The sequence below is a fragment of the Burkholderia sp. Bp8963 genome (assembly GCF_003854275.1).
Taxonomy (GTDB): domain Bacteria; phylum Pseudomonadota; class Gammaproteobacteria; order Burkholderiales; family Burkholderiaceae; genus Burkholderia.
Map to the genome: position 1 here is coordinate 1 of NZ_QTQP01000006.1, position 22,806 is coordinate 22,806.

Annotated in this window: 22 protein-coding genes; 6 read left to right on the forward strand and 16 right to left on the reverse strand. The window is 66.6% G+C overall.

Translation table 11 applies throughout. The annotated features are described in order from the left end of the window. The first annotated feature begins 166 nt into the window (after nt 1-166). A complete protein-coding gene (locus DID96_RS06725) occupies nt 167-1,420 on the forward strand; it encodes a lipoprotein-releasing ABC transporter permease subunit (RefSeq protein WP_124598535.1) in 1,254 nt (417 codons plus the stop codon). Nucleotides 1,421-1,450: 30 nt separating this feature from the next. Here the strand turns inward: DID96_RS06725 and DID96_RS06730 are convergent, their stop codons facing one another. The 7 genes from DID96_RS06730 to DID96_RS06765 all read right to left on the reverse strand — a co-directional run bounded on the left by DID96_RS06730 (nt 1,451) and on the right by DID96_RS06765 (nt 9,414). Next, on the reverse strand, nt 1,451-2,392 hold the full coding sequence (locus DID96_RS06730; RefSeq protein WP_260463820.1) for a nucleotidyl transferase AbiEii/AbiGii toxin family protein: 942 nt from the start codon (nt 2,390-2,392) through the stop codon (nt 1,451-1,453). After that, nucleotides 2,376-3,197 carry a type IV toxin-antitoxin system AbiEi family antitoxin domain-containing protein gene (locus DID96_RS06735; RefSeq protein ID WP_124598537.1) on the reverse strand — a complete coding sequence of 274 codons (822 nt, stop codon included), beginning with the start codon at nt 3,195-3,197 and terminating at the stop codon, nt 2,376-2,378. The genes DID96_RS06730 and DID96_RS06735 overlap by 17 nt, the downstream gene beginning before the upstream one ends. 425 nt (nt 3,198-3,622) lie before the next feature. Then, on the reverse strand, nt 3,623-5,242 hold the full coding sequence (gene guaA, locus DID96_RS06740) for a glutamine-hydrolyzing GMP synthase (protein ID WP_124598539.1): 1,620 nt from the start codon (nt 5,240-5,242) through the stop codon (nt 3,623-3,625). Nucleotides 5,243-5,361: 119 nt separating this feature from the next. Then, nucleotides 5,362-5,997, reverse strand: a complete 636-nt coding sequence (locus DID96_RS06745) for a hypothetical protein (protein WP_124598541.1) — start codon at nt 5,995-5,997, stop codon at nt 5,362-5,364. Nucleotides 5,998-6,003: 6 nt separating this feature from the next. Then, nucleotides 6,004-7,464: an IMP dehydrogenase gene (guaB, locus tag DID96_RS06750; protein ID WP_124598543.1), complete on the reverse strand. Its 1,461-nt coding sequence runs from the start codon at nt 7,462-7,464 to the stop codon at nt 6,004-6,006. 290 nt (nt 7,465-7,754) lie between these two features. Continuing rightward, nucleotides 7,755-8,672: a DUF2182 domain-containing protein gene (locus DID96_RS06760; protein WP_124598545.1), complete on the reverse strand. Its 918-nt coding sequence runs from the start codon at nt 8,670-8,672 to the stop codon at nt 7,755-7,757. Further along, complete coding sequence (locus DID96_RS06765) at nt 8,650-9,414, reverse strand: DUF899 domain-containing protein (protein WP_124598547.1); 765 nt, start codon at nt 9,412-9,414, stop codon at nt 8,650-8,652. Before DID96_RS06765 ends, DID96_RS06760 begins: the two co-directional genes overlap by 23 nt. Before the next feature lie 129 nt (nt 9,415-9,543). Between DID96_RS06765 and DID96_RS06770 the strand changes: the two genes are divergently transcribed. The 3 genes from DID96_RS06770 (at nt 9,544) to DID96_RS06780 (ending at nt 12,606) form a co-directional block, all read left to right on the forward strand. After that, entirely contained in the window at nt 9,544-10,764 is a 1,221-nt protein-coding gene (locus DID96_RS06770; protein WP_124598549.1) for a helix-turn-helix domain-containing protein, read from the forward strand. A gap of 31 nt (nt 10,765-10,795) precedes the next feature. Further along, nucleotides 10,796-11,482 (forward strand): PQQ-binding-like beta-propeller repeat protein, encoded by a 687-nt coding sequence (locus tag DID96_RS06775; RefSeq protein ID WP_124598551.1) that lies wholly within the window; start codon nt 10,796-10,798, stop codon nt 11,480-11,482. 155 nt (nt 11,483-11,637) lie between these two features. After that, entirely contained in the window at nt 11,638-12,606 is a 969-nt protein-coding gene (locus DID96_RS06780; protein WP_124598552.1) for a DMT family transporter, read from the forward strand. A 92-nt stretch (nt 12,607-12,698) separates the two neighbouring features. Here the strand turns inward: DID96_RS06780 and DID96_RS06785 are convergent, their stop codons facing one another. Beyond that, a complete protein-coding gene (locus DID96_RS06785; RefSeq protein WP_124598766.1) occupies nt 12,699-13,022 on the reverse strand; it encodes an RnfH family protein in 324 nt (107 codons plus the stop codon). Between the two features lie 4 nt (nt 13,023-13,026). Next, a complete protein-coding gene (locus DID96_RS06790) occupies nt 13,027-13,464 on the reverse strand; it encodes a type II toxin-antitoxin system RatA family toxin (RefSeq protein WP_124598554.1) in 438 nt (145 codons plus the stop codon). A gap of 97 nt (nt 13,465-13,561) precedes the next feature. Between DID96_RS06790 and smpB the strand changes: the two genes are divergently transcribed. Continuing rightward, nucleotides 13,562-14,008 carry an SsrA-binding protein SmpB gene (gene smpB / locus DID96_RS06795; RefSeq protein ID WP_017331942.1) on the forward strand — a complete coding sequence of 149 codons (447 nt, stop codon included), beginning with the start codon at nt 13,562-13,564 and terminating at the stop codon, nt 14,006-14,008. Nucleotides 14,009-14,098: 90 nt separating this feature from the next. Here smpB and DID96_RS06800 read toward each other — a convergent pair whose 3' ends face one another. The 3 genes from DID96_RS06800 to ppsA form a co-directional block, all read right to left on the reverse strand. Then, entirely contained in the window at nt 14,099-15,046 is a 948-nt protein-coding gene (locus DID96_RS06800; RefSeq protein WP_124598556.1) for an SPFH domain-containing protein, read from the reverse strand. Nucleotides 15,047-15,077: 31 nt separating this feature from the next. Further along, a complete protein-coding gene (locus DID96_RS06805) occupies nt 15,078-15,512 on the reverse strand; it encodes an NfeD family protein (protein ID WP_124598558.1) in 435 nt (144 codons plus the stop codon). A gap of 144 nt (nt 15,513-15,656) precedes the next feature. Next, nucleotides 15,657-18,056, reverse strand: coding sequence for a phosphoenolpyruvate synthase (gene ppsA / locus DID96_RS06810; protein ID WP_124598560.1), 2,400 nt, complete (start codon nt 18,054-18,056; stop codon nt 15,657-15,659). Between the two features lie 398 nt (nt 18,057-18,454). Here ppsA and DID96_RS06820 point away from each other — a divergent pair, with 398 nt between their 5' ends. Next, nucleotides 18,455-19,270 carry a pyruvate, water dikinase regulatory protein gene (locus tag DID96_RS06820; protein ID WP_124598562.1) on the forward strand — a complete coding sequence of 272 codons (816 nt, stop codon included), beginning with the start codon at nt 18,455-18,457 and terminating at the stop codon, nt 19,268-19,270. Between the two features lie 132 nt (nt 19,271-19,402). Here DID96_RS06820 and DID96_RS06825 read toward each other — a convergent pair whose 3' ends face one another. The 4 genes from DID96_RS06825 to lpxA are packed head-to-tail and all read right to left on the reverse strand — an operon-like array spanning nt 19,403 to nt 22,799. Next, complete coding sequence (locus DID96_RS06825) at nt 19,403-20,197, reverse strand: RNA methyltransferase (protein ID WP_124598564.1); 795 nt, start codon at nt 20,195-20,197, stop codon at nt 19,403-19,405. Beyond that, nucleotides 20,194-20,838 carry a ribonuclease HII gene (gene rnhB / locus DID96_RS06830; protein ID WP_124598566.1) on the reverse strand — a complete coding sequence of 215 codons (645 nt, stop codon included), beginning with the start codon at nt 20,836-20,838 and terminating at the stop codon, nt 20,194-20,196. The genes DID96_RS06825 and rnhB overlap by 4 nt, the downstream gene beginning before the upstream one ends. Then, nucleotides 20,835-22,007: a lipid-A-disaccharide synthase gene (gene lpxB, locus DID96_RS06835; protein WP_124598568.1), complete on the reverse strand. Its 1,173-nt coding sequence runs from the start codon at nt 22,005-22,007 to the stop codon at nt 20,835-20,837. The genes rnhB and lpxB overlap by 4 nt, the downstream gene beginning before the upstream one ends. Before the next feature lie 3 nt (nt 22,008-22,010). Further along, complete coding sequence (gene lpxA, locus DID96_RS06840; protein WP_124598570.1) at nt 22,011-22,799, reverse strand: acyl-ACP--UDP-N-acetylglucosamine O-acyltransferase; 789 nt, start codon at nt 22,797-22,799, stop codon at nt 22,011-22,013. Between the last annotated feature and the right edge of the window lie 7 nt (nt 22,800-22,806).

The window sequence follows — 22,806 nt, forward strand, 5'->3', positions numbered from 1 at the left end:
GCGATCGCAGTTCCTGTCGTTCTTTATTCGCCAGCTTCACTGGCGTTGCATGTCGGCCTCGGCTCATCCAGACATGATAACCGAGGCAGTTATTTATTCAATCTATTTACGGGATGTTGTACTAGTATGCTCGGCGTCACGCATCGCGCGTCCAGAGGAAATCCGGTTGAAACTCCCGTACGAATGGCAGGTCGGCCTGCGCTATACGCGTGCCGGCAAACGCACGACCGGCAACGGCTTCATTTCGTTCATCGCCGCCGTGTCGATGGCGGGCATTGCGCTCGGGGTGGCCGCGCTGATCATCGTGCTGTCCGTGATGAACGGGTTCAGGAGCGAAGTGCGCGACCGCATGCTGTCAGTGCTCGCGCACGTCGAGATCTTCGCGCCAACCGGAACCATGCCGGACTGGATGCGAACCGCAGACGAATCGCTGCGCAACCCGTCGGTCAAGGCTGCGGCGCCCTACGTCGAGGCCCAGGCGCTGCTCACGCACGCCGGCAAGGTAACGGGGGTCGCATTGCGCGGCATCGATCCGCGGCTCGAGCCCCGCGTGTCGGATATCGCGAAAGACATGAAGAGCGGCCGCCTCGACGCGCTCGTTCCGGGCGAACTCGGGATCGTGCTCGGGTCCGCGCTCGCCGCCAACCTGCAGGTCCAGGTCGGCGACCGGCTGACGTTCTTCGCGCCGGGTGGCTCGTCGCCGATGCGCGAGCTGCTGCCGCAATTCAAGCAATTCACGGTGGTCGGCACGTTCGAATCCGGGCACTACCAGTACGACAGCGCGCTCGCCTTCATCCACATCGGCGATGCGCAGACGCTGTTCCATTTCGCTACGCCGACCGGCGTGCGGCTGCGCGTCGACGACATGGAGCGCGCGCCGGAGATCGCGCTGCAGTTGTCGCGATCACTGTCCGGCGACCTCTATATCCGCGACTGGACGCGGCAAAACAGGACATGGTTCGTCGCCGAGCAGTTGCAGAAGCGCATGCTGTTCGTGATCCTGCTGCTGATCATCGCCGTGGCTGCATTCAATCTCGTTTCGTCGCTCGTGATGACGGTCACGCAAAAGCAGGCGGACATCGCGATCCTGCGCACGCTCGGCGCTCAGCCTGGCTCGATCACGAAGATCTTCATGATCCAGGGCATGACGATCGGCCTCGTCGGCACGATCGCGGGCGTCGCACTCGGCTGCGCGATTTCGGCGAGCATTCCATGGCTGCTGCCCGCGATCGAGCACACGTTAGGCATCCAGTTCCTGACGCCGTCGGTCTATTTCCTCAGCGAGCTGCCGTCGAAGCTCGTTGCGAGCGACGTGATCGAAGTCGGTGTGGTTGCATTCCTGATGTCGTCGCTCGCGACACTGTATCCGAGCTGGCGCAGCGCGCGGGTTCGCCCTGCGGAGGCGCTGCGGTACGAGTGAGTGCGCGTCGACAAATTCTGCATGCGCGGTTCACGCGGTTCGCGTTGCAATCCGCTCCAGAGTTTGTTCAAGCTGCTGGCGATCAGCCTCGCGCTTGGCCGCGGTCCGCTGGGCCAGGTTATGCAACTTGCGCCGCACACCCGGTAGCTCACTCGCATGTGCAAGCCCGATAAGGCCGAAGTCCGGCTTCTCGTCCTCCACTGATCGAAGAAACGCCCGCGAAGGTTCGTCCAACCAACCCGCCACTCGTGCCAGCAAACGCTCGCGGCTTTCCAGCAACGTTTCGGCGCTGACCGGCTCGGCCGTCATTCCCCTGAAGTGCGCATCGAACGTTGCCGAGAAATCCGCTGGTACTCGAGGCGCCAGCATTTCCCAGGCAGGCTTGGGGCTGCAGGTCAGATACACGAGAAAAGTCCGCCACAGCACATCGTTCGCCCGCTCATCCTCCAACAGCAGGCCGACATCGAACAGGTCGCGCGGATGCTGCCGCGACAACGCGGCGGCGAGCTTGCCGGCATAGAGATCGGCGAAATCCAGCACTTGGGCAGAGGCAAAGCCGAAAGCCTCCTCCACCTTCGGCCTGACCACCATGGTGCGCACCGGATGCACAGTGCCGCGCATGACCGGCGTCGTCTCGATCTGCACGCGCGCTCGGCCGCGACTGGCCACCAACCGCGTTGCCGATCCGGTGCCCTCTCCCGCCGACGATTGCACTTGAAGTTGCAGCGGCCGGACGCGTAGCGCATTGGCCAATTGCTCCAGCGCCGCCGCGATCAACGCGGCATCTTCGGCGAAGTCGTGCACCGGCAGCCACGCCAGATCAATGTCTACCGACAGTCGTGGAAGATCGTGCTCGAACAGGTTGATCGCCGTCCCGCCTTTAAGCGCGAAGCGCGGCTCCTGCGCCAGCACTGACAGGATCTCGACCAGCAGTTGCACCCGGTCGGTGTAGCGCTTATCCCAGGTGCTCATCCAGGTCTCCAGGCAATGTGATCTGATAGGTCGGATGCAAGCGCCCGCCAGGGACCAGCGCACGCTTGCCCCGGCCCAGATCAACACCATCAAGGGGTACGTGCGGCAGCCACGCATGCCGATGGCGTTCGGACAGTGCCAGGAACAGCCGCTTTGCCTTGATGCTGCGGCAATGGCGCATCAGCATACCGACCCGCTGCGGTCGCAGCATGGTCATGGCCTGCATCAAGGCATCCGCCTCGTAAACCAAGGCTGCATCCGATATGTCGTCGCACAACTCCAGCATGGCCCGCTCGGGCGTCGAACAAGCCAGGGCGCCCGTGCTCGGACTGGCCTCGTGCCATGTCAACCCCCGGTCGAGCAGTACCTTCTCGGACATGTCGTGCGTGAACTGCAGCACGGGCCAATCGAATGGCCCCTTGCCATGAAACTCGAAGCACTCCTCCAACGGCAGTTTGCCCACCCATCCCGGCAGCCGGTTCGGCCCATAGAGCGTGATCGTACCGGCTTCGCCGAGGCGCAGGTAATGCTCGTGGCCTTGCATGGCCAGCGCAAAGCGCCCGCCGACATGCAGCGACAAACCCTCGTCGAATTGAAGGCTACGGACCACACCGTCCCATTGCAGGCGCCCGCCCTTCCTCATGTAGACGCCGCGCGCCGGCGAGACCAGCCAGCCGCTGGCCACGTAGCGTGCGACGAGGCTACTGGCGTAGCCATGTGCTCGCAGCCAGCGACTGGAAATCAGGGTGGCATCGCTGAGTTCTGACAGCAGATGGTTTAGCTTTCGATGATTTTGATCACTCATAGTGCTCAAAATACACCTTTGACAAACTCTAGCCAACTGCTGCTGGTTTAAAAAATTTAGAAATCAGTCACTATAAGTGAGTTCTGAACGGCAACGACGAACCGCGTCCGGGCGACGACAGGCAGGCATCCAGCCCGCGTCAGAACCATAGGACCTCCCGCCCTTACGAAGCCGTGGGTATAGCCGATTTTCTACCGCCAGCACCGCCGACGGTATCAAGCGAGCCTCCACGCATGCTGCCCGCCTATACCGTCAGAAATACCGTCAAATTGCGGCTGTCCGGTGTCGCAGCAGGTCCGGATGCACTTTTAGAATTCTCATATTTCTCAAGGGCTTCCGAACCCGCACCGGCGAATTTTGAATTGGGCATGCGCCATCTGCGACACACCCCAACGCGTTGATTTCAATGGGAATTCACAAACCCCTCACTCCCACTCGATCGTCGCCGGCGGCTTCCCGGAAATGTCGTACACGACCCGGTTGATCCCGCGCACCTCGTTGATGATCCGGTTCGACGCGCGGCCGAGCAGCGCGTACGGCAGATGCGCCCAGTGTGCGGTCATGAAGTCGGTCGTCTGCACCGCGCGCAGCGACGTCACGTAGTCGTACGTGCGGCCGTCGCCCATCACGCCGACCGACTTCACCGGCAGGAACACCGCGAACGCCTGGCTCGTGAGGTCGTACCAGCTCTTGCCGACGTCGGCTTCGCCGCACAGGCCGGCCGCCGCATCCTGCGCGGTCGCGACCGTGTTGCGCAGCTCCTCGATGAAGATCGCGTCCGCGCGGCGCAGCAGGTCCGCGTACTCGCGCTTCACTTCGCCGAGGATCCGCACGCCGAGGCCCGGGCCCGGGAACGGATGGCGGTACACCATTTCCGGCGGCAGGCCGAGCGCGACGCCCAGTTCGCGCACTTCGTCCTTGAACAGGTCGCGCAGCGGCTCGAGCAGCTTCAGGCCGAGCGTTTCAGGCAGCCCGCCGACGTTGTGGTGGCTCTTGATCGTCGTCGCCTTCTTCGTCTTCGTGCCGCCCGATTCGACCACGTCCGGATAGATCGTGCCCTGCGCGAGCCACTTCGCCTTCGACAGCTTCTGCGCCTCGGCCTGGAACACCTCGACGAACTCGCGGCCGATGATCTTGCGCTTCTGCTCCGGATCCGTCACGCCGGCCAGGTGGCCGAGGAACTGCTCCGACGCGTCGACGTGAACGACCTTCGCATGCAGGCGGCCCTCGAACATGTCGAGCACCATCTGGCCTTCGTTCAGGCGCAGCAGGCCGTGGTCGACGAACACGCAGGTGAGCTGGTCGCCGATCGCGCGATGGATCAGCGCGGCCGCGACGCTCGAATCGACGCCGCCCGACAGGCCGAGGATCACTTCCTCGTCGCCCACCTGTTCACGGATGCGCACAACAGCTTCCTCGATGTGGTCGCGCATGACCCAGTCCGGCTTCGCGCCGGCGATCTCGAGCACGAAACGCTCGAGCATCTGGCGGCCCTTCACGGTGTGCGTGACTTCCGGGTGGAACTGCACCGCGTAGTAGCCGCGCGCCTCGTCGGCCATGCCGGCGATCGGGCAGCTCGGGGTCGACGCCATCAGCTTGAAGCCCGGCGGCAGCTCGGCGACCTTGTCGCCGTGGCTCATCCAGACCTTCAGCATCCCGTGGCCTTCGGCCGTCGTGAAATCATCGATGCCGTTCAGGAGTCGCGTGTGGCCTTGCGCACGCACTTCCGCGTAGCCGAACTCGCGATGATCGCTCCACTCGACCTTGCCGCCGAGCTGCACGGCCATCGTCTGCATGCCATAGCAGATGCCGAGCACCGGCACGCCGAGATCCCACACCGCCTGCGGCGCGCGCAGCTGATGGTCTTCGTACGTGCTCGCGTGGCTGCCCGACAGGATCACCGCCTTCGGCGCGAACTCGCGCACGAATTCGTCGGACACATCGTTCGGGTGGATCTCGCAGTAGACGTGCGCTTCGCGGACGCGCCGCGCGATCAGTTGGGTGACTTGCGAACCGAAGTCGAGAATCAGGATTTTGTCGTGCATGGCTGCGGACGGGATGAAGAACAAACGAATAAGAAAAGCAGCGCATCATTTGCATCATGCGCTGCGTCAATAGCATGGACGGCGGCGTCGGGCGGCGATGACGCGCGACGCACGGCCGGTCAATCCTGCATCGGCGGACGCTCGTCGAGCGCGACAGCGTCCGACGGTTTGCCGCCTGCGGCAGACGGGCCGGCCGGCGTGGACGGTGCCGCACCAGGCGTTGTCGCGGGCGTCACGGGTGCTGCGCCGCGGCCGACGACCGGCTCGATCCGCCGCGACGGACCCGCTGCCGGCTCGGCCGGCCGCTTCGCCGCGCCCGTATCGGGCGCCTGCGCCGCCTGCACCGCCTGTACCTTCGCGCGCTGCCGCACGGCCGCGGCCAGACGCACGCCGCCGAGGCCGAGCACGACCAGCACCACGCCGGCCACCCCCGACAGCAGTTGGCCGGCTGCCGCGAGCGCCGGACCGCGCGAGCCGATCGCCCAGACGATCGTCAGCGCGCCGATCAGCCAGTTCACATGGCCGACCACGCGGGCGACCGGGGCCGTCATTTCACCGTTGACCGCTGCGTGCAGCGCGAGCCACCCGAGGCCGAGCAGCGCGACGCCGAACGCCTGGCCAAGCATCGCCGGCTCGACGTTCGCAAGCTGCAACGCGTTGAACAGCGCGTGCCACGGCGTCAGTACGAACAGCACGCCGAACGCCAGCAGCAGCACGGCATCGACAACCAGCACGGCTCGCAGCAGCGGTTTCATCGGCGATCAGTCCACGTGGTAGTTCGGCGCTTCCTTCGTGATCTGCACGTCGTGCACGTGCGACTCGCGCATGCCTGCCGCGGTGATCTGGACGAACTCGGCCTTGTCGTGCAGCTCGGCGATCGTCTTGCAGCCGCAGTAGCCCATGCTCGCGCGCACGCCGCCGATCAGCTGGAAGATGATCGCGTTGACCGAACCCTTGTATGCGACGCGGCCCTCGATGCCTTCCGGCACGAGCTTGTCGATGTTCGCGGAGTTGTCCTGGAAGTAGCGGTCCGCCGCGCCGTCCTTCATCGCGCCGACGGAGCCCATGCCACGGTACGACTTGTATTGGCGGCCCTGGTACAGGAACACGTCGCCCGGCGCCTCTTCGGTGCCCGCGAACATGCTGCCCATCATCACCGCGTTCGCGCCGGCGGCGAGCGCCTTCGACACGTCGCCCGAGAAGCGGATGCCGCCGTCGGCGATGCACGGCACGCCCGTGCCGCGCAGCGCGTCGGACACGTTCGCGATCGCGCTGATCTGCGGCACGCCGACGCCCGCGACGATCCGCGTCGTGCAGATCGAGCCGGGGCCGATGCCGACCTTCACCGCGTCCGCGCCGTACTCGACGAGCGCCTTCGCAGCCGCGGCCGTCGCGATGTTGCCGCCGATCACCTCGACGTGCGGGAACTTCTGCTTGACCCAGCGCACACGCTCCAGCACGCCCTTGCTGTGGCCGTGCGCGGTATCGACGACGATCACGTCGACGCCCGCCTGCACGAGCAGCTCGACGCGCTCTTCGTTGTCCGGACCAACGCCGACCGCCGCGCCTGCGCGCAGCTTGCCGTGCTCGTCCTTGCACGCGTCCGGGTGCTCGGTCTGCTTCGTGATGTCCTTGACCGTCATCAGGCCGCGCAGCTCGAACGCGTCGTTGACGACCAGCACGCGCTCGAGGCGGTGGCTGTGCATCAGCGCCTTCGCTTCGGCGAGCGGCGTGCCTTCCTTGACCGTCACGAGGCGCTCGCGCGGCGTCATGATCGACTTGACCGGCTCGTCGAGGCGCGATTCGAAACGCAGGTCGCGGTTCGTGACGATGCCGACGAGCTGCGGGCCCTCGACAACCGGGAAGCCCGAAATGCCATGCTGGCGCGACAGCGCGATCACGTCGCGCACCTTCATCTGCGGCGGCACCGTGATCGGGTCGCGGACGACACCGGACTCGAAGCGCTTGACCTTCGCAACTTCGCGAGCCTGTTCGGCAGGCGTGAGATTCTTGTGGATGATGCCGACGCCACCTTGCTGCGCCATCGCGATCGCGAGTCGGCCTTCGGTGACCGTGTCCATGGCAGCGGACACGAGCGGCATGTTCAGGGAGATGTTGCGGGTCAGCTGGGTTTTGAGGCTGGTGTCGCGCGGCAGAACGTCGGAGAAGGCCGGGACGAGGAGCACGTCATCGAAAGTGAGTGCTTTTTGGATCAGACGCATGGCAAATCCTATGGGCGCAAAATCGAATTATACGCGAAGTGCCGTTGAATTTCACAACACGAACAAAGGCTTAGCCGTTTCCGGGTGGCCGAAGCCCCGAATCGTTCGGATCGCCTTTCGGGTCGTTTTCGATCCGGTTTCGTTTTGGTCTGCCGCATGTCCGTTCGCACTGGTCGGCACCGCTCGGCCCGGCTCGGTTCCACACGTGCGGCCGCCGGCGCGCCCCCCCGGAGCCGCACGCGCACCCCGAAACGGGCGCTCGCCGCATGGGCTGGCATGGACACGCGCGGTCACGCGAGCCCGGCCGCGCGCGCAATCAGCCACAAGCCCGCGACGACAGCGACGCGCCCGACGATGCGTGCCGCGCGCGCGCCGTCTGGCGCGATGCGTTCGGCGGCGATCGCAACCGCCACCACGGCCATCACGCGCAGATCCATGACGCCGGTCGCGAACGCGATCGCCATCAGATTCGCGCAGCACGCGCCGCAATGGAGGCCGACGCGCAGACCGTGCCGCCATGCGGTGCCGGTGCAAGCTCGCAGCGACGCGGCGTGCGTCGCCTCACCGCGGCAGCAGGCCAGCCGACGCGCCTTCCATTCGGTGAACTGGAGCGCGCCAGCAAGCAGCACCACGGCCCCGGCCAGCACGGGAAAGGTTCGCGCCAGGCCGGGCAGGCGCACCGCAAGGCCGGCCAGCAACGCACCGGCCGGAAAGACGGCCAGGCCGAATGCGCCCCACACCGAAAAATACCCGGCACCCACGAGCGCGGTCAGTCGCCCGCGGCGTGCGGCACCGGTCACGCTCGCCACGCCGACCGCCTCCCGGTAACGCCACAGCGTCGGCGCGAGCGACGGCAGCATCATCGCCACCGTCATCGCGCCCCACATGCCGAGAAACGCCGCAGCGGCGCCGGGCCACGTTTGCCCGCATAGCCGACCCCATGCAGTCGACAGCATCCAGCCGCCCGCCATCGGCACGCCGCCCATCGACGCCATCGACGCGCTCTGCACGATCGTCCCCGCCACGCCGGCAGCGAACAGCACGGCCAGCACGCCGGCGAACGCATGCCGGGAAGCACGACCGTCCGCGCTGCGTGGCGGCCCGCCCGCCGCCTCCCGCGGCACGCACGCGTCGCCCCCGAAGTCGCCCCCGAAGTCAGCCCCGAAGTCGCCCCCGATTCGCGGCTCAACGCCGGTCGTATTCGTCATGACGGCGCCACCAGACGCCCTGCTCGTTGCGCCCCTTCGGCGCGCGATCGAGCCACTGGTACATGCCCCACAGGCCGTCCAGCCCGCGCGCATAGGTCGAATAGGTGTGATAGACCACGCCATTCTCGAGCACGAACGTGCTCATCCCGGGCCGATCGCGTGAAAACGTGGCCGCGTCGGTGCCACAGGTGGCCGCGAACCGGGCAACGGGGTCCGGCGGCGGCGTCAGGTCCATCGCATGACCGGCGCGCTGGTAGTTGTATTCGACGTCGCCGGCGCGCTGCTGGGCCTCGGTGAACGACACGTTGAAGTCGAAGTTGAAATCGCTGTCGACCGAGGATGCCCACGGGAACGTCCAGCCCATCCGCTGCTTGTACGCCTGCAGTTTCGCGAGCGGCGCCCGCGACACGGCCATCAGCGTGACGTCGTGGTTCGCCAGATGGACGGCGAAGCCGTTGAAGCCGTCCGCGATCGACGAGCACGACGGGCAGCCGGCCTTGTAGTCGGGCCCGAACATGAAATGGTAGACGATCAGTTGCGAACGGCCGCCGAACAGGTCCGCGAGCGTCGCCGCCCCGGCGTCGGTGTCGAACCGGTATGTCTTGTCGATTCGCACCCACGGCAGCGCCTGACGCTGCCGCGCAAGCGCGTCGCTCTGATGGGTCAGCGCCTTCTCCGCGTCGAGCAGCGCGAGGCGCGCCGCCAGCCATTCCTCGCGAGTGCCGGTGAGATGTGTCGTCATCGCTCGTTCCTCCTTTCGGTATCCTGCGTTGCACGTTCCGGCACCGGCACGACGTGCCGGGCGGGAGTCGTGGTGCTAGATTAGTGCCGGGCGCCGAACGGGGGGAGTGACAAGTGTGTCGGGATTCGGATGGATTCGCTGATCACGGCTGCGGCGCGCGCGCTCGCCGCGGGTGACCCGCTCGGCGCGCTGAACCGGGTCGCGCTGCGCGACGATGCGCCCGCGCTCGCGCTGCGCGGCATCGCGATGGCGCAACTCGGCGACTTCGAGCGGGCGAAGACACTCGTGCGCAGCGCGGCGCGCGCATTCGGCCCTCGCGAAGTCGTGGCCCGGGCGCGCTGCGTGGTCGCCGAAGCCGAGATCGCGCTCGCGTCGCGCGATCTCAACTGGCCGACGAAGGCACTCGAGATGGCGCGCGCCGCGCTGGAAGCGCACGGCGACCACGCAAACGCCGCGCACGCGCGCTATCTGCAGGTGCGCCGCCTGTTGCTGATCGGCCGCATCGACGACGCCGAGCGCACGCTCGCCGGGCTCGATCCGGCGCCCCTCCCCGCGGCGTCGCGCGCCGCGCACGCACTCGTCACGGCCGGGATCGCGATGCGACGCATCCGGACGCAAGCCGCCCGCGACGCGCTGGCCCGCGCGACACGGGCCGCGCAGGATGCGGGCATCGCCGCGTTGACCGCCGAGATCGACAGCGCACGGCGCCTCCTCGACGCGCCGGCCGCGCGCGTGATCGCCCGCGGCGACGCGCGGCCCCTGCTGCTAGAAGAGGTCGAGACGCTGCTCGCGTCGAACACGCTCGTCGTGGACGCGTGCCGCCACGCGGTGCGCGACACGCGCACGACGGTCCCGCTCGCGCGGCGGCCCGTGCTGTTCGCACTGGCGCGCGCGCTCGCCGAAGCGTGGCCTGCGGACCTGCCGAGGGATGCGCTGATCGCGCACGCGTTCCGCACGAAACACGCGGACGACACGCATCGCGCGCGGCTGCGCGTCGAGATCGGCCGCTTGCGCGCGATGCTGCGGCCGCTCGCGGACGTGACCGCAACCAAGCGCGGCTTCGCGCTGTCGCCGCTCGGTGCGCGCGAGGTCGCCGTGCTCGCCCGGCCCGTCGACGACCGGCATGCAGTCGTGCTCGCGCTGCTCGCCGACGGCGAGGCGTGGTCGAGTTCCGCGCTGGCGCTGGCGCTCGGCGCAAGCCAGCGCACCGTACAGCGCGCGCTCGACGCGCTCGCGGCCGCCGGCAAGGTGCAGACATTCGGCCGCGGCCGCGCGCGCCGCTGGATGACGCCGCCGATGCCCGGATTCGCGACGACCTTGTTACTCCCCGTGCCACTGCCCGGTGACTAGGATGTCGTTACACAACGACGAGGAAACCGACATGAAACGCTCCGCAGCAGAAATCATCCGTGAATACGGCCCCTTTCCGGGCGTCGAAGGCGTGCACGGGGTCACGTTCGACGGACAGAACGTCTGGTTCGCGTCTGGCGACCGGCTCAATGCGCTCGACCCCGCCAGCGGCGCAATGCTCCGCTCGCTCGACGTCGCCGCAGATGCGGGCACCGCGTTCGACGGCCGCCACCTGTTCCAGATCGTCGAGAACCGGATCGAGAAGCTCGATCCGCAGACAGGCCGCGTCCTCGCGACGATTCCCGCGCCGGGCAACGGCGGCGACTCGGGGCTCGCGTGGGCCGAAGGCACGCTCTGGGTCGGCGAGTACCGGGCGCGCAAGATTCATCAGGTCGATCCGCAAACGGGCGCGGTGCTGCGCACGATCGAATCCAATCGCTTCGTCACTGGCGTGACGTGGGTCGACGGCGAGCTGTGGCACGGCACGTGGGAAAGCGACCAGAGCGAGCTGAGGCGGCTCGATCCGCGCTCGGGCGACGTGCTCGAAAGGCTCGAGATGCCACCGGGCGTCGGCGTGTCGGGGCTCGAATCCGACGGCGGAGACCGGTTCTTCTGCGGCGGCGGCAACAGCGGCAAGCTTCGGGCCGTGCGGCGTCCCGCGCGCGCCGCGCAGACGGGCAGCGATGCCGCAGGATCGGCCGATTCGCCGGATCGGTAAGCGCTGCATCCACCCGAACCAGGACCCGGAACCCGCACCGCGCCCCACCGCGCCCCACCGCACGCCGAAGCGATCCGAGTGCAGGAATGAACAAGACGCGCCCCCGCCGACGTCGCTAAGATGCGCGCTCGTCAGTGATTCAGTCGGAGAAGTCGATGCAGCGCGGTGTGGTGTATGGGGTGTTGGCGGGGGCCCTGTGGGGCATGGTGTTCCTGGTTCCGCGGCTCCTGACGGATTTTTCGCCGCTGCTGCTGAGCGTCGGCCGCTACGCGATGTATGGTCTCGTGTCGGTCGCGGCCGCGCTGCCGGCCGCCCGATCGCTGCTCACGCGCGTCACCCGCGCCGATCTCGTCGCACTCGTGAAGCTTGCGCTCGTCGGCAACGTCGCCTACTACATGCTGCTGTCCGGCGCGGTGCACCTGATCGGCATCGCGCCAAGCTCGCTGATCGTCGGCGTGCTGCCCGTGACCGTCACGCTCGCGGGCCTCGGCGACCACGGCGCGGTGCCGCTCAAGCGCCTCGCGGGCCCGCTCGCGCTCGTCGTCGCCGGGATCGCCTGCATCAACGTCGACCTGTTCACGTCCGAGGCCGCGCACGCGACGACGCTCGGCCAGAAGCTCGCCGGCATTGCGTGCGCGACCGGCGCGCTCGCGAGCTGGACCTGGTACGCGGTGGCAAACGCACGCTACCTGCAGCGCCACCATCATTTCGACGGCAACGAATGGTCGGTGCTCTGGGGTGTCGTGACGGGGCTGATCGGCGGGCTCTGCTGGATCGCGATCCTCGCGCTGCCCGCCGGCACGGTGCAGCAGGCGCTGCCCGCGTCGCGCTGGCAGTTGTTCTGGCTGCTGAACCTCGGCCTCGCGATCGGCGCGTCATGGCTCGGCAACGGGCTGTGGAACGCCGCGTCGAAGCGCCTGCCGCTCACGCTGTCGGGCCAGCTGATCGTGTTCGAAACCGTGTTCGCGCTGCTGTACGCGTTCGTCTACGACCACCGGCTGCCGCGCGTGCTCGAGATCGCGGCGCTCGCGCTGCTGCTGGCGGGTGTCTACGGGTCCGTGCGCCGGCACAGCGACGCGCACGCGAAGGACGATCCGCTGAATGCGAACCTCACCGCGCATTGAGCGCGGCGTGGTTCATCGGACGAATCGGACGAATCGAAAGAATCGCGAACGGATTGCAGGCGCCGGGGCGATCGCCGGCCGCGGACCGCGCGTCAGCGCGAGTCCTTGTGCTGCCACTTGCGTCCCTCGACGGAGCCCTCGCGGCGGGATTTCTCGACGCGGCGCTGGCGCGCGACTTTCGGGTCGACGGTCAGCGGCCGGTAGATCTCGACGCGGTCGTGGTCGGCGAGCACGGCGTCGAGCGGCGCGAGCTTGCCGAATACGCCGGTCTTCGCCTGCGCGAGATCGATTTCCGGATGCAGCGCGAGCACGCCGCTCGCGTCGATCGCCTGGCGGACGGTCGCACCATCCGCCAGCGTGACCGGAATCAGCGTCTGGCGATCGGGCAGCGCGTAACAGACTTCGATCGACAGCATCGCGTCACCCCTTGCCATAGCGCTGATCCGCCCGCTTGACGAACGAATCGACGAACGTGTTCGCGATGTGGCTGAACACGGGCCCGATGATCTTCTCGAGGATGATGTTCGAGAACTCGTAATGCAGCGCGAACTCGATCTTGCACGCGTCGGCGCGCAGCGGCGTGAAGCGCCACGAGCCGGTGAACTTCTTGAACGGGCCGTCCGCGAACTGCATGTCGATCCGCGTCGGGCGCTGCTGCGAGTTGCGCGTCGCGAAGTGCTGCTTGATGCCCTTGAAATTGATGTCGATGCGCGCCTCCATCCCGTTCTCGTCCTGGCGCCGGATCTCGACGCCGCCGCACCACGGCAGGAAGTTGGGGTAGTCGGCCACGTCGGTGACGAGGTCGAACATCTGTTCCGCCGAATGACGGATCAATACAGTTTTCTGGACATCTGCCATAAATCGCGCGGCATCGCAAAGGTGAGAACGCAAGCCGGGCGATTCCCGCCCCGCTTTGCTAAAATCGTGATTTTAAACGAGTTGGCCCGATCCTTTCATGAGCATCATCGACAACAGGAAAGCGCACTTCGATTATCACATCGAGGAACGCTACGAGGCGGGGCTCGTGCTCGAGGGCTGGGAAGTCAAGGCGCTCCGCGCCGGGCGCGGCCAGATCAAGGAAGGCTATGTGGTCGTGAAGAACGCCGAGATCTTCCTGATCGGCACCCATATCAGCCCGCTGCCCGAGGCCTCGACGCACATCAAGCCCGATCCGGTACGCACGCGCAAGCTGCTGCTGCACGCCGAGGAGATCAAGAAACTGATCGGCAAGGTCGAGCAGCGCGGCTACACGCTCGTGCCGCTGAACTTCCATTACAAGGGCGGCCGCGTGAAATGCGACATCGGCCTCGCGAAAGGCAAGAAGCTGCACGACAAGCGTGAGACCGAGAAGAAGCGCGACTGGGAACGCGAGAAGGCGCGCATCATGCGTGCCGGCACCTGACGCCCGACGCGTGCCACACGGCAATTCGGGTGGCAATTCGCCGCACGCCAAACCTGCAGCCCGGCGCCAGCGTCACGCCCGGACGTGCGATCAGGCCTTGCCGGCCGGCGCGCCGGCTCCCGCCGGCCCCGCGTGCTTGACGATCGACAGCGCCGATGCGATCGCGGTGCCGAGATCCGACAGGTTCGACGGCACGATCAGCGTGTTGCCCTGCTTCGCGAGATTCGAGAACGCGCCGACGTACTGCTCGGCGACCTTCAGGTTCACGGCATCCATCCCGCCCTGCGACTGGATCGCGTTCGCGATCTTCTGGATCGCCTGCGCGTTCGCCTCGGCCACCGCGAGAATCGCCGCGGCCTCGCCCTGCGCCTGGTTGATCGCGGCCTGCCGCTCGCCCTCCGACTTCTGGATCGCGGCTTCGCGCGCACCCGACGCGAGGTTGATCTGCTCCTGCTTGCGCCCTTCGGACGCCGCGATCAGCGCGCGCTTTTCCCGCTCGGCGGTGATCTGCGCCTGCATCGCGTGCAGGATTTCCTTCGGCGGCGTGAGGTCCTTGATCTCGTAGCGCAGCACCTTCACGCCCCAGTTCGACGCAGCCTGGTCGAGCGCCGACACGATATTGTGGTTGATGAAGTCGCGCTCCTCGAAGGTCTTGTCGAGCTCGAGCTTGCCGACCACCGAACGCAGCGTCGTCTGCGCGAGCTGCGTGATCGCGAGCACGAAGTTGCTCGACCCGTACGACGCCTTCATCGGATCGGTCACCTGGAAGTACAGCACGCCGTCGACCTGCAATTGCGTGTTGTCGCGCGTGATGCAGACCTGGCTCGGCACGTCGAGCGGAATTTCCTTCAGCACGTGCCGGTATGCGATGCGGTCGACGAACGGCAGCACGATGTTGAGACCGGGCGACAGCGTCGCGTGATAGCGCCCGAAGCGTTCGAGTACCCACGCATGCTGCTGCGGCACGATCTTCACCGTGTTCGACACGATCACGATTGCGATGACGAGCAGGACGACCCAGATGATCAGCGAGTCCATGAAGCGTTCCCTCCTTGTTGTCAGCGGACGATCAGCCCGCGGGTTTCGCCACGACCACGAGACAGCTGCCGCGCACGGCACTCACCTGATAGACGCGCGCATCGTCGCGCTCGCCGTCGGCCAGTTCGACATCCCAATCGGCGCCGCGGTACTGGACGCGCGCGCGGCGATCACGCCACGCGTCGACCGTAACGGTCTCGCCGATATCGAGATTGACGTCGGGATTGGTCGACGTGTCGCGCTTCTGCTTGCGCCCGAGCCCCGAACGGCGCAGCGCGACCATCGCGACGATCGCGACCACGGCAGCCGCGCCGATCTGCACGTGCGGCGTGAAGCCGGCCAGCAGCAGCAGCCCGCCCGCGAGGAAGCCGAGCGCGATCATCAGCAGGTAGAACGTCCCTGTCAGCAGTTCGGCAACGACCAGCACGCCGACCCCGATCCACCAGAACAGATGCGCTGACATCATGTGGTCCCCCTCGAGCAGAATGCGGTCCCCTACAAGCAAAAACACCCCGGTGCGTACCGGGGTGTTTATAGCATGAACCTTGCGGTCTGCCTTCGACGAAATCGCGGCGCCGCCGCGGCCCCGTCGAAGGACCGTTACCGACCGTTACTTGCGGGTGGCGAGCGCCTGCCACGTATCGATGATCGTGTCCGGGTTCAGCGAGATCGACACGATGCCTTCGTCGGTCAGCCACTGCGCGAAGTCCGGGTGATCGGACGGGCCCTGGCCGCAGATGCCGACGTACTTGCCCATCTTGCGGCAGGTGTCGATCGCACGCTTCAGCAGGAACTTGACCGCCGGATCGCGCTCGTCGAAATCGACGGCGAGCAGTTCCATGCCCGAATCGCGGTCGAGGCCGAGCGTGAGCTGCGTCAGGTCGTTCGAACCGATCGAGAAGCCGTCGAAGTGCTGCAGGAACTCTTCGGCGAGGATCGCGTTGGTCGGCACTTCGCACATCATGATCAGGCGCAGGTCGTTCTCGCCGCGCTTCAGGCCGAACTTCGCGAGCAGGTTGACGACACGCTCCGCCTGCTTCACGGTGCGCACGAACGGCACCATGATCTCGACGTTGGACAGGCCCATCTCGTCACGCACGCGCTTGAGCGCGATGCACTCCATCTCGAACGCCTGCGCGAAGTCGTCGGCGATGTAGCGCGATGCGCCGCGGAAACCCAGCATCGGGTTTTCCTCGTCCGGCTCGTAGCGCGAACCGCCGATCAGCTTCTTGTACTCGTTCGACTTGAAGTCGGACATCCGCACGATCACGGGCTTCGGATAGAACGCCGCGGCGATCGTCGCGATGCCTTCCGTCAGCTTGTCGACGTAGAACGCACGCGGCGACGCATGGCCGCGCGCAACGCTCTCGACCGCCTTCTTCAGATCCTGGTCGATGTTCGGGTACTCGAGGATCGCCTTCGGGTGCACACCGATGTTGTTGTTGATGATGAACTCGAGACGCGCGAGGCCGACACCGGCGTTCGGCAGCTGCGAGAAGTCGAACGCGAGCTGCGGGTTGCCGACGTTCATCATGATCTTCACCGGGATTTCCGGCAGTTCGCCGCGCTGCACTTCGGTGACTTCCGTCTCGAGCAGCCCGTCGTAGATCTTGCCTTCGTCGCCTTCCGCACACGACACCGTGACGAGCGCGCCGTCCTTCAGCACGTCGGTCGCGTCGCCGCAGCCGACGACTGCCGGCACGCCGAGCTCACGCGCGATGATCGCCGCGTGGCAGGTACGGCCGCCGCGGTTCGTGACGATCGCTGCCGCCCGCTTCATCACCGGCTCCCAGTTCGGGTCGGTCATGTCGGCCACCAGCACGTCGCCCGGCTGCACGCGTTCCATTTCCGACGGATCCTGGATCACGCGCACGGGGCCCGCACCGATCTTCTGGCCGATCGCGCGGCCCGTCGCCAGCACCTGCGACTGGCCCTTCAGCTTGAAGCGCTGCTCGGCCTTGCCGCTTGCCTGGCTCTTCACCGTTTCCGGACGCGCCTGCAGGATGAAGATCTTGCCGTCGCGGCCGTCCTTGCCCCACTCGATGTCCATCGGACGCTGGTAGTGCTTCTCGATGATCACCGCGTACTTCGCGAGTTCGATCACGTCCTCGTCGGTGATCGAGTAGCGGTTGCGCTGCTCGTGCGGCACGTCGACCGTCTTCACGCGGCCCGGCTCGCCCGGCTGCGTGAACTCCATCTTGATCAGCTTCGAGCCGATCGAGCGGCGGATGATCGGGTACTTGTCCTGCGCGAGCGTGGTCTTGAACACATAGAACTCGTCCGGGTTCACCGCGCCCTGCACGACGGTTTCGCCCAGGCCGTAGCTCGACGTGATGAACACGGCGTCCTTGAAGCCCGATTCGGTGTCGATCGTGAACATCACGCCGGCCGCGCCGACGTCCGAACGGACCATGCGCTGCACGCCGGCCGACAGCGCGACTTCCGCGTGCGTGAAGCCCTTGTGCACGCGGTACGAGATCGCGCGGTCGTTGTACAGCGACGCGAACACGTGCTTCATGCGGTCGAGCACGTCTTCGATGCCGACGACGTTCAGGTACGACTCCTGCTGACCCGCGAACGATGCGTCCGGCAGGTCTTCAGCGGTCGCGGACGAGCGCACGGCAAACGACAGCTCGCCCGGCGAGCCGTTCTTCAGGACTTCGAACTGCGCGCGGATTTCCTGCTCGAGACGCGGCTGCATCGGCGCGTCGACGATCCACTTGCGGATCTCGGCACCGGCTTCGGCGAGCGCCTTCACGTCGTCGATGTCGAGCGACTCGAGACGCTTCGCGATGCGGTCGGTGAGGTCGTTGTGCGTGAGGAAATCGCGGAACGCGAGCGCGGTCGTGGCAAAACCGGTGGGAACGCGCACGCCTGCCGACGCAAGCTGGCTGATCATCTCGCCGAGCGACGCATTCTTGCCGCCAACGATCTCCACATCGGTCATCCGCAACTGCTCGAACGGAATTACATACGCCTGGTCCTTTGCGACGTTTGCTGCGTTAGTCATACAAGCCCCTAAGTGTGAAAAAAATGCTCGATCGCGCAAGTGGGCTCGAACGCGGGCGCTTGCAAAAAAGCGCGGCGCGTCTTGCGCAACCTGTTAGATAAACAATCGCGGCTTCGGAAATTCTTCCGACCCGATTTGCAAAAATCCCGGCAGAAAGGCGAGGTTTGCAGCCACATCGCCGAACTTGCCGGGAATTTTCGATTGCTTGCGACCGGGATCCGGCGCGATTCGCGCACTGTCCCCGCAATTGCTTATCCAACAGGTTGCCGCTATTCTACCGTGCCGGCTGCCGGATGTGGCGCGACCTTGCCGTTGCATCTGCATTGCATCTGCATTGCGTCTGGAATGCGACCTCCAGCCGCCCGCGCAACCGCCCTTCACGTTCGACGTCCAGATTCATGCTGCCTACCGTTTTCATCGTCTCCGACGGCACCGGGATCACTGCCGAAACCTTCGCGCATTCGATCCTCTCCCAGTTCGACCAGAAATTCCGCCTCGTGCGCGTGCCGTTCGTCGATTCGCTCGACAAGGCGTATTCGACCGTCGAGAAGATCAACGAGGCCGCCGTGCACGACGGCCGCCGCTCGATCGTGTTCACGACGCTCGTCGACAGCGAGTCGAACGAGATCGTCAAGCGCTCGAACGCGCTCGTGCTCGACATGTTCCAGCGCTTCGTCGAGCCGCTCGAGCAGGAACTGCAGCTGAAGTCGAGCCACGCGATGGGCCGCGGCCACCAGAATGCGGATACCGAGGAGTACAAGACGCGAATCGAGGCAATCAACTTCTCGCTCGCGCACGACGACGGCCAGTCGAACCGCAACCTGTCGGAGGCCGATGTGATCCTGGTCGGCGTGTCGCGCAGCGGCAAGACGCCGACGAGCCTGTATCTCGCGATGCAGTACGGCGTGAAGGCCGCGAACTATCCGCTGATTCCGGAGGATTTCGAGCGCAGCAAGCTGCCGTCGGCGCTCTCCCCGCACCGCGACAAGCTGTTCGGGCTGTCGATCGACCCGCAGCGCCTGTCGGAGATCCGCAACGAACGCCGGCCCGGCAGCAAGTACGCGGCGCCCGAGAACTGCCGCTACGAGATCAACGAGGCCGAGGCGATGATGCGCCGCGAAGGGATCAAGTGGCTGTCGTCGACGCACAAGTCGATCGAGGAGATCGCGACGACGATCCTGCAGGAAATCCGCCTCGACCGTCAGTCGTACTGACGCGGCGCAACCGTCCGCGCCGGACGGTCCGCCCGGATAAACAAAAGGCCGCGTTCGATACGCGGCCTTTTTTGATGGGTCTCGATCGGTCCGGCAAAGCGGTGCGACGTAACCGCCCCGCCGCCCCGCACGTCAGGTACGGCGCTGCTGCCGCACCTGCTCGAACAGGCAGACGGCCGCCGCGGCCGCGACGTTCAGCGACTCCATCCCGCCCGGCTGAGGAATCGTCACGCGATGCGTCGCGGCGTCGCGCCAGAATGCCGACACGCCGGCGCCCTCGTTGCCGAACACCCAGACGACCGGCCCGGCCAGGTCGCAATCGTAGATTGCCTGCGCGCCATGCGAATCCGTCAGCGCGACCGGCACGCCGATCCGCTCGGCAAGCGCGTCCGCTTCGACGTCCTCATGGATCGTCAGCAGGAAATGCGCGCCCATGCCCGAGCGCAGCACCTTCGACGACCACGCGTACGCAGTGCCCGGTGCGCAGAATACGTGCTTCACGCCGGCCGCCGCCGCACTGCGCAGGATCGAGCCGACGTTGCCGGCGTCCTGCACGCCGTCGAGCACGATCGACGTATCGGTCACGCGTGCGGGCAGCGGTTCGGACGGCCGGTCGACGAGCAGCAGGAAGCCGACCCCGTTGACGACGTTCGACAGCTGTCCGAACAGCGCATCGGGCAACGTGACGAGCCGGTGCGCGTCGATGCGCGCGACGATTGCCTGCGCCTCGTCGTGGCGCAGCGCGCCTTCGGTCGCGATGCACAGCTCGGGGATCGCGCCGGTGTCGACGCAGGTGTCAAGATACGCGCTTGCGAGGTGGAATCCCTCGAGCAGCGCCTGGCCGCTGCGGCGCTGATGGGGCGTCGAACCCGCGAGCGCCTTCAGGCGCTTGTACAGCGGGTTGTCGCGGGAAGTAATGGTTTTCATCGAATCAGTTCGAGCGCCGCGCGAACGGGCGCGAACGTGCGCCGATGCGCGTCGCATGGCCCGTGCTCGCGCAGCGCGGCAAGGTGTTTCGCGGTGCCGTAGCCCGCATGCACGTTGAATCCGTAGACCGGGAAGCGCTCGTGCAGGTCGACCAGCATGCGGTCGCGCGTGACCTTCGCGAGAATCGACGCCGCCGAGATGCTCGGCACCAGCGCGTCGCCGCTGACGATCGCCTCGGCGCGCACCGACAGCGTCGGGCAGCGGTTGCCGTCGATCTGCGCAAGCGTCGGCACGACCGCGAGCCCTTCGACGGCCCGCTTCATCGCGAGCATCGTCGCGTGCAGGATGTTCAGCGTGTCGATTTCCTCGACGCTCGCCGACGCGATGCAGTACGCGCTCGAACGCGCGACGATCAGCTCGTACAGCGCGTCGCGCTTTTTCGCGGAGAGCGCCTTCGAATCATCGAGCCCGTCGATCGGCTGCGCGGGATCGAGGATCACCGCGGCGGCCACCACCGGGCCCGCGAGCGGTCCGCGGCCGGCCTCGTCGACGCCGCAGACGATCTCGTCGGGCCGGCTGAAGTCGAAGCCGCCCTGCGCGTCGGCCGGCGCACGGCGACGCGATGCACGTGCAGCCGTCATGCGCGGCGCCCCTTGCGCTGTTCGATTACGCGAACGACCGCTTCGGCGGCTTTCGCGGCCGTGTTCTGCCGCAGCGAATGATGCATTTCGGTAAAAATTTCAGTGAGTGTGCGGCGGTTCGCGTCGTCGCGCAGCTGCGTGAGCGTCGCGTCGGCGAGCGCCTCGGGCGTCGCGAAATGCTGCAGCAGCTCCGGCACGACGAAGCGCCCTGCGAGGATGTTCGGCAAGCCGACATACGGCAGGTAGCCCTGCCGGCGCATGATCTGTCCGGTCAGCCAGGGCACCTTGTACGAGATCACCATCGGCTTCTTCAGCAGCGCGGCCTCGAGCGTCACGGTGCCGCTCTTGACGAGAATCGCGTCCGCCGCGGTCATCGCGACCTGCGCACTGCCATCGGTGATCGTCAGCGCGAGTTGCGGGTGTGCTTCGACCAATGGCTTCAGCAACTCCCGCAGCGCCGGCGTCGCCGCCGGCATCACGAAGCGCACGCCCGGCTCGCGCTGCTGCATCAGCGCCATCGCCGCGAAGAACGTCGGGCCGATCAGCGAGATTTCGGAGCGTCGACTGCCGGGCAGCACGGCAATCACCGGGCCGTCTGCGGGCAAGCCGAGCGCAATCCGCGCGCCATGCATGTCGGGCTCGAGCGGAATCTCGTCGGCGAGCGGATGGCCGACGTAGGTCGACGCGACGCCCGCCTTGTCGAGAATCGCCGGCTCGAACGGGAACAGGCACAGCATGTGATCGACCGACTTCGCGATCTTCTTGATCCGCCCGCCCCGCCAAATCCAGATCGACGGGCACACGAAGTGGACCACCGGAATGCCCGCGTCGCGCACCGTCTGCTCGACGTTGAAGTTGAAGTCCGGTGCGTCGACGCCGATGTACGCGTCCGGCCGCTCGGCGAGCAGCTGGCGCTTCAGCTCGCCGCGAATCCGCAGGATCTCGGGAATCTGCCCCAACGCCTCGACATAGCCGCGCACCGTCAGCTTGTCCATCTGCCAGTGCGAGTCGAAGCCTTGCGCGATCATCCGCTGGCCGCCGATCCCGTAATAGTGGGCCGACGCCGGCAGCCGCTCGCGCAGCCCGCCAAGCAGCGACGCCGCGAGCAGGTCGCCCGACGGCTCGCCTGCCACCATTGCGAGCCGCAACTGGTTGGTCGTGAGCGGCATCGCTTAGCGGATGATGCCGCGCTGGGACGCGTCGATGAACGCGACGAGCGCCTTGACCGGCGCGTCGCCGTCGCCGCCGGCTTCCGCCAGCTCGCGCAGCTGTACCTTCGCTTCCTCGAGCGACAGGCCGTTCTTGTACAGCAGCCGGTACGCGCTGCGCAGCGCCGAGATCGCATCGGCCGAGAAGCCGCGGCGGCGCAGCCCTTCGACGTTGATGCCGTGCGGCTCCGCCTTGTTGCCGGCCGCAATCACGAACGGCGGCACATCCTGCACGAGCGCCGATGCGCCACCCAGCATCGAGTGCGCGCCGATGCGGACGAACTGGTGCACGCCCGACATGCCGCCGACGATCGCATGGTCGCCGATCTCGACGTGGCCCGCCATCTGCGCGTTGCTCGACAGGATCACATTGTTGCCGACACGGCAGTCGTGGCCGATGTGCACGTACGCCATGATCCAGTTGTCGTCGCCGAGCGTCGTGACGCCCGCATCCTGCACGGTGCCCGTGTGGATCGTCGTGAATTCGCGGATCGTGTTGCGGTTGCCGATCACGAGCCGGGTCGGCTCGTCCTTGTACTTCATGTCCTGCGGCCGGCCGCCGACCGACGCGTAATGGCCGATGCGGTTGTCCTCGCCGATCGTCGTGTGGCCTTCGATCACGCTGTGCGAACCGATCGTGGTGCGCGCGCCGATCGTGACGTGCGGGCCGACGATCGCGTACGGGCCAATCTCGACCGATTCGTCGATCTGCGCGCCCGGCTCGACAATCGCCGTGGGATGAATCCTGGTCATGCGCCGT

Bases quoted from the DNA above. Each gene is read 5' to 3' on its own strand.
- DID96_RS06730 (WP_260463820.1), bottom strand. From the start codon at position 2,392: ATGAGCACCTGGGATAAGCGCTACACCGACCGGGTGCAACTGCTGGTC.
- DID96_RS06735 (WP_124598537.1), bottom strand. From the start codon at position 3,197: ATGAGTGATCAAAATCATCGAAAGCTAAACCATCTGCTGTCAGAACTC.
- guaA (WP_124598539.1), bottom strand. From the start codon at position 5,242: ATGCACGACAAAATCCTGATTCTCGACTTCGGTTCGCAAGTCACCCAA.
- DID96_RS06745 (WP_124598541.1), bottom strand. From the start codon at position 5,997: ATGAAACCGCTGCTGCGAGCCGTGCTGGTTGTCGATGCCGTGCTGCTG.
- guaB (WP_124598543.1), bottom strand. From the start codon at position 7,464: ATGCGTCTGATCCAAAAAGCACTCACTTTCGATGACGTGCTCCTCGTC.
- DID96_RS06760 (WP_124598545.1), bottom strand. From the start codon at position 8,672: ATGACGAATACGACCGGCGTTGAGCCGCGAATCGGGGGCGACTTCGGG.
- DID96_RS06765 (WP_124598547.1), bottom strand. From the start codon at position 9,414: ATGACGACACATCTCACCGGCACTCGCGAGGAATGGCTGGCGGCGCGC.
- DID96_RS06770 (WP_124598549.1), top strand. From the start codon at position 9,544: ATGGATTCGCTGATCACGGCTGCGGCGCGCGCGCTCGCCGCGGGTGAC.
- DID96_RS06775 (WP_124598551.1), top strand. From the start codon at position 10,796: ATGAAACGCTCCGCAGCAGAAATCATCCGTGAATACGGCCCCTTTCCG.
- DID96_RS06780 (WP_124598552.1), top strand. From the start codon at position 11,638: ATGCAGCGCGGTGTGGTGTATGGGGTGTTGGCGGGGGCCCTGTGGGGC.
- DID96_RS06785 (WP_124598766.1), bottom strand. From the start codon at position 13,022: ATGCTGTCGATCGAAGTCTGTTACGCGCTGCCCGATCGCCAGACGCTG.
- DID96_RS06790 (WP_124598554.1), bottom strand. From the start codon at position 13,464: ATGGCAGATGTCCAGAAAACTGTATTGATCCGTCATTCGGCGGAACAG.
- smpB (WP_017331942.1), top strand. From the start codon at position 13,562: ATGAGCATCATCGACAACAGGAAAGCGCACTTCGATTATCACATCGAG.
- DID96_RS06800 (WP_124598556.1), bottom strand. From the start codon at position 15,046: ATGGACTCGCTGATCATCTGGGTCGTCCTGCTCGTCATCGCAATCGTG.
- DID96_RS06805 (WP_124598558.1), bottom strand. From the start codon at position 15,512: ATGATGTCAGCGCATCTGTTCTGGTGGATCGGGGTCGGCGTGCTGGTC.
- ppsA (WP_124598560.1), bottom strand. From the start codon at position 18,056: ATGACTAACGCAGCAAACGTCGCAAAGGACCAGGCGTATGTAATTCCG.
- DID96_RS06820 (WP_124598562.1), top strand. From the start codon at position 18,455: ATGCTGCCTACCGTTTTCATCGTCTCCGACGGCACCGGGATCACTGCC.
- DID96_RS06825 (WP_124598564.1), bottom strand. From the start codon at position 20,197: ATGAAAACCATTACTTCCCGCGACAACCCGCTGTACAAGCGCCTGAAG.
- rnhB (WP_124598566.1), bottom strand. From the start codon at position 20,838: ATGACGGCTGCACGTGCATCGCGTCGCCGTGCGCCGGCCGACGCGCAG.
- lpxB (WP_124598568.1), bottom strand. From the start codon at position 22,007: ATGCCGCTCACGACCAACCAGTTGCGGCTCGCAATGGTGGCAGGCGAG.
- lpxA (WP_124598570.1), bottom strand. From the start codon at position 22,799: ATGACCAGGATTCATCCCACGGCGATTGTCGAGCCGGGCGCGCAGATC.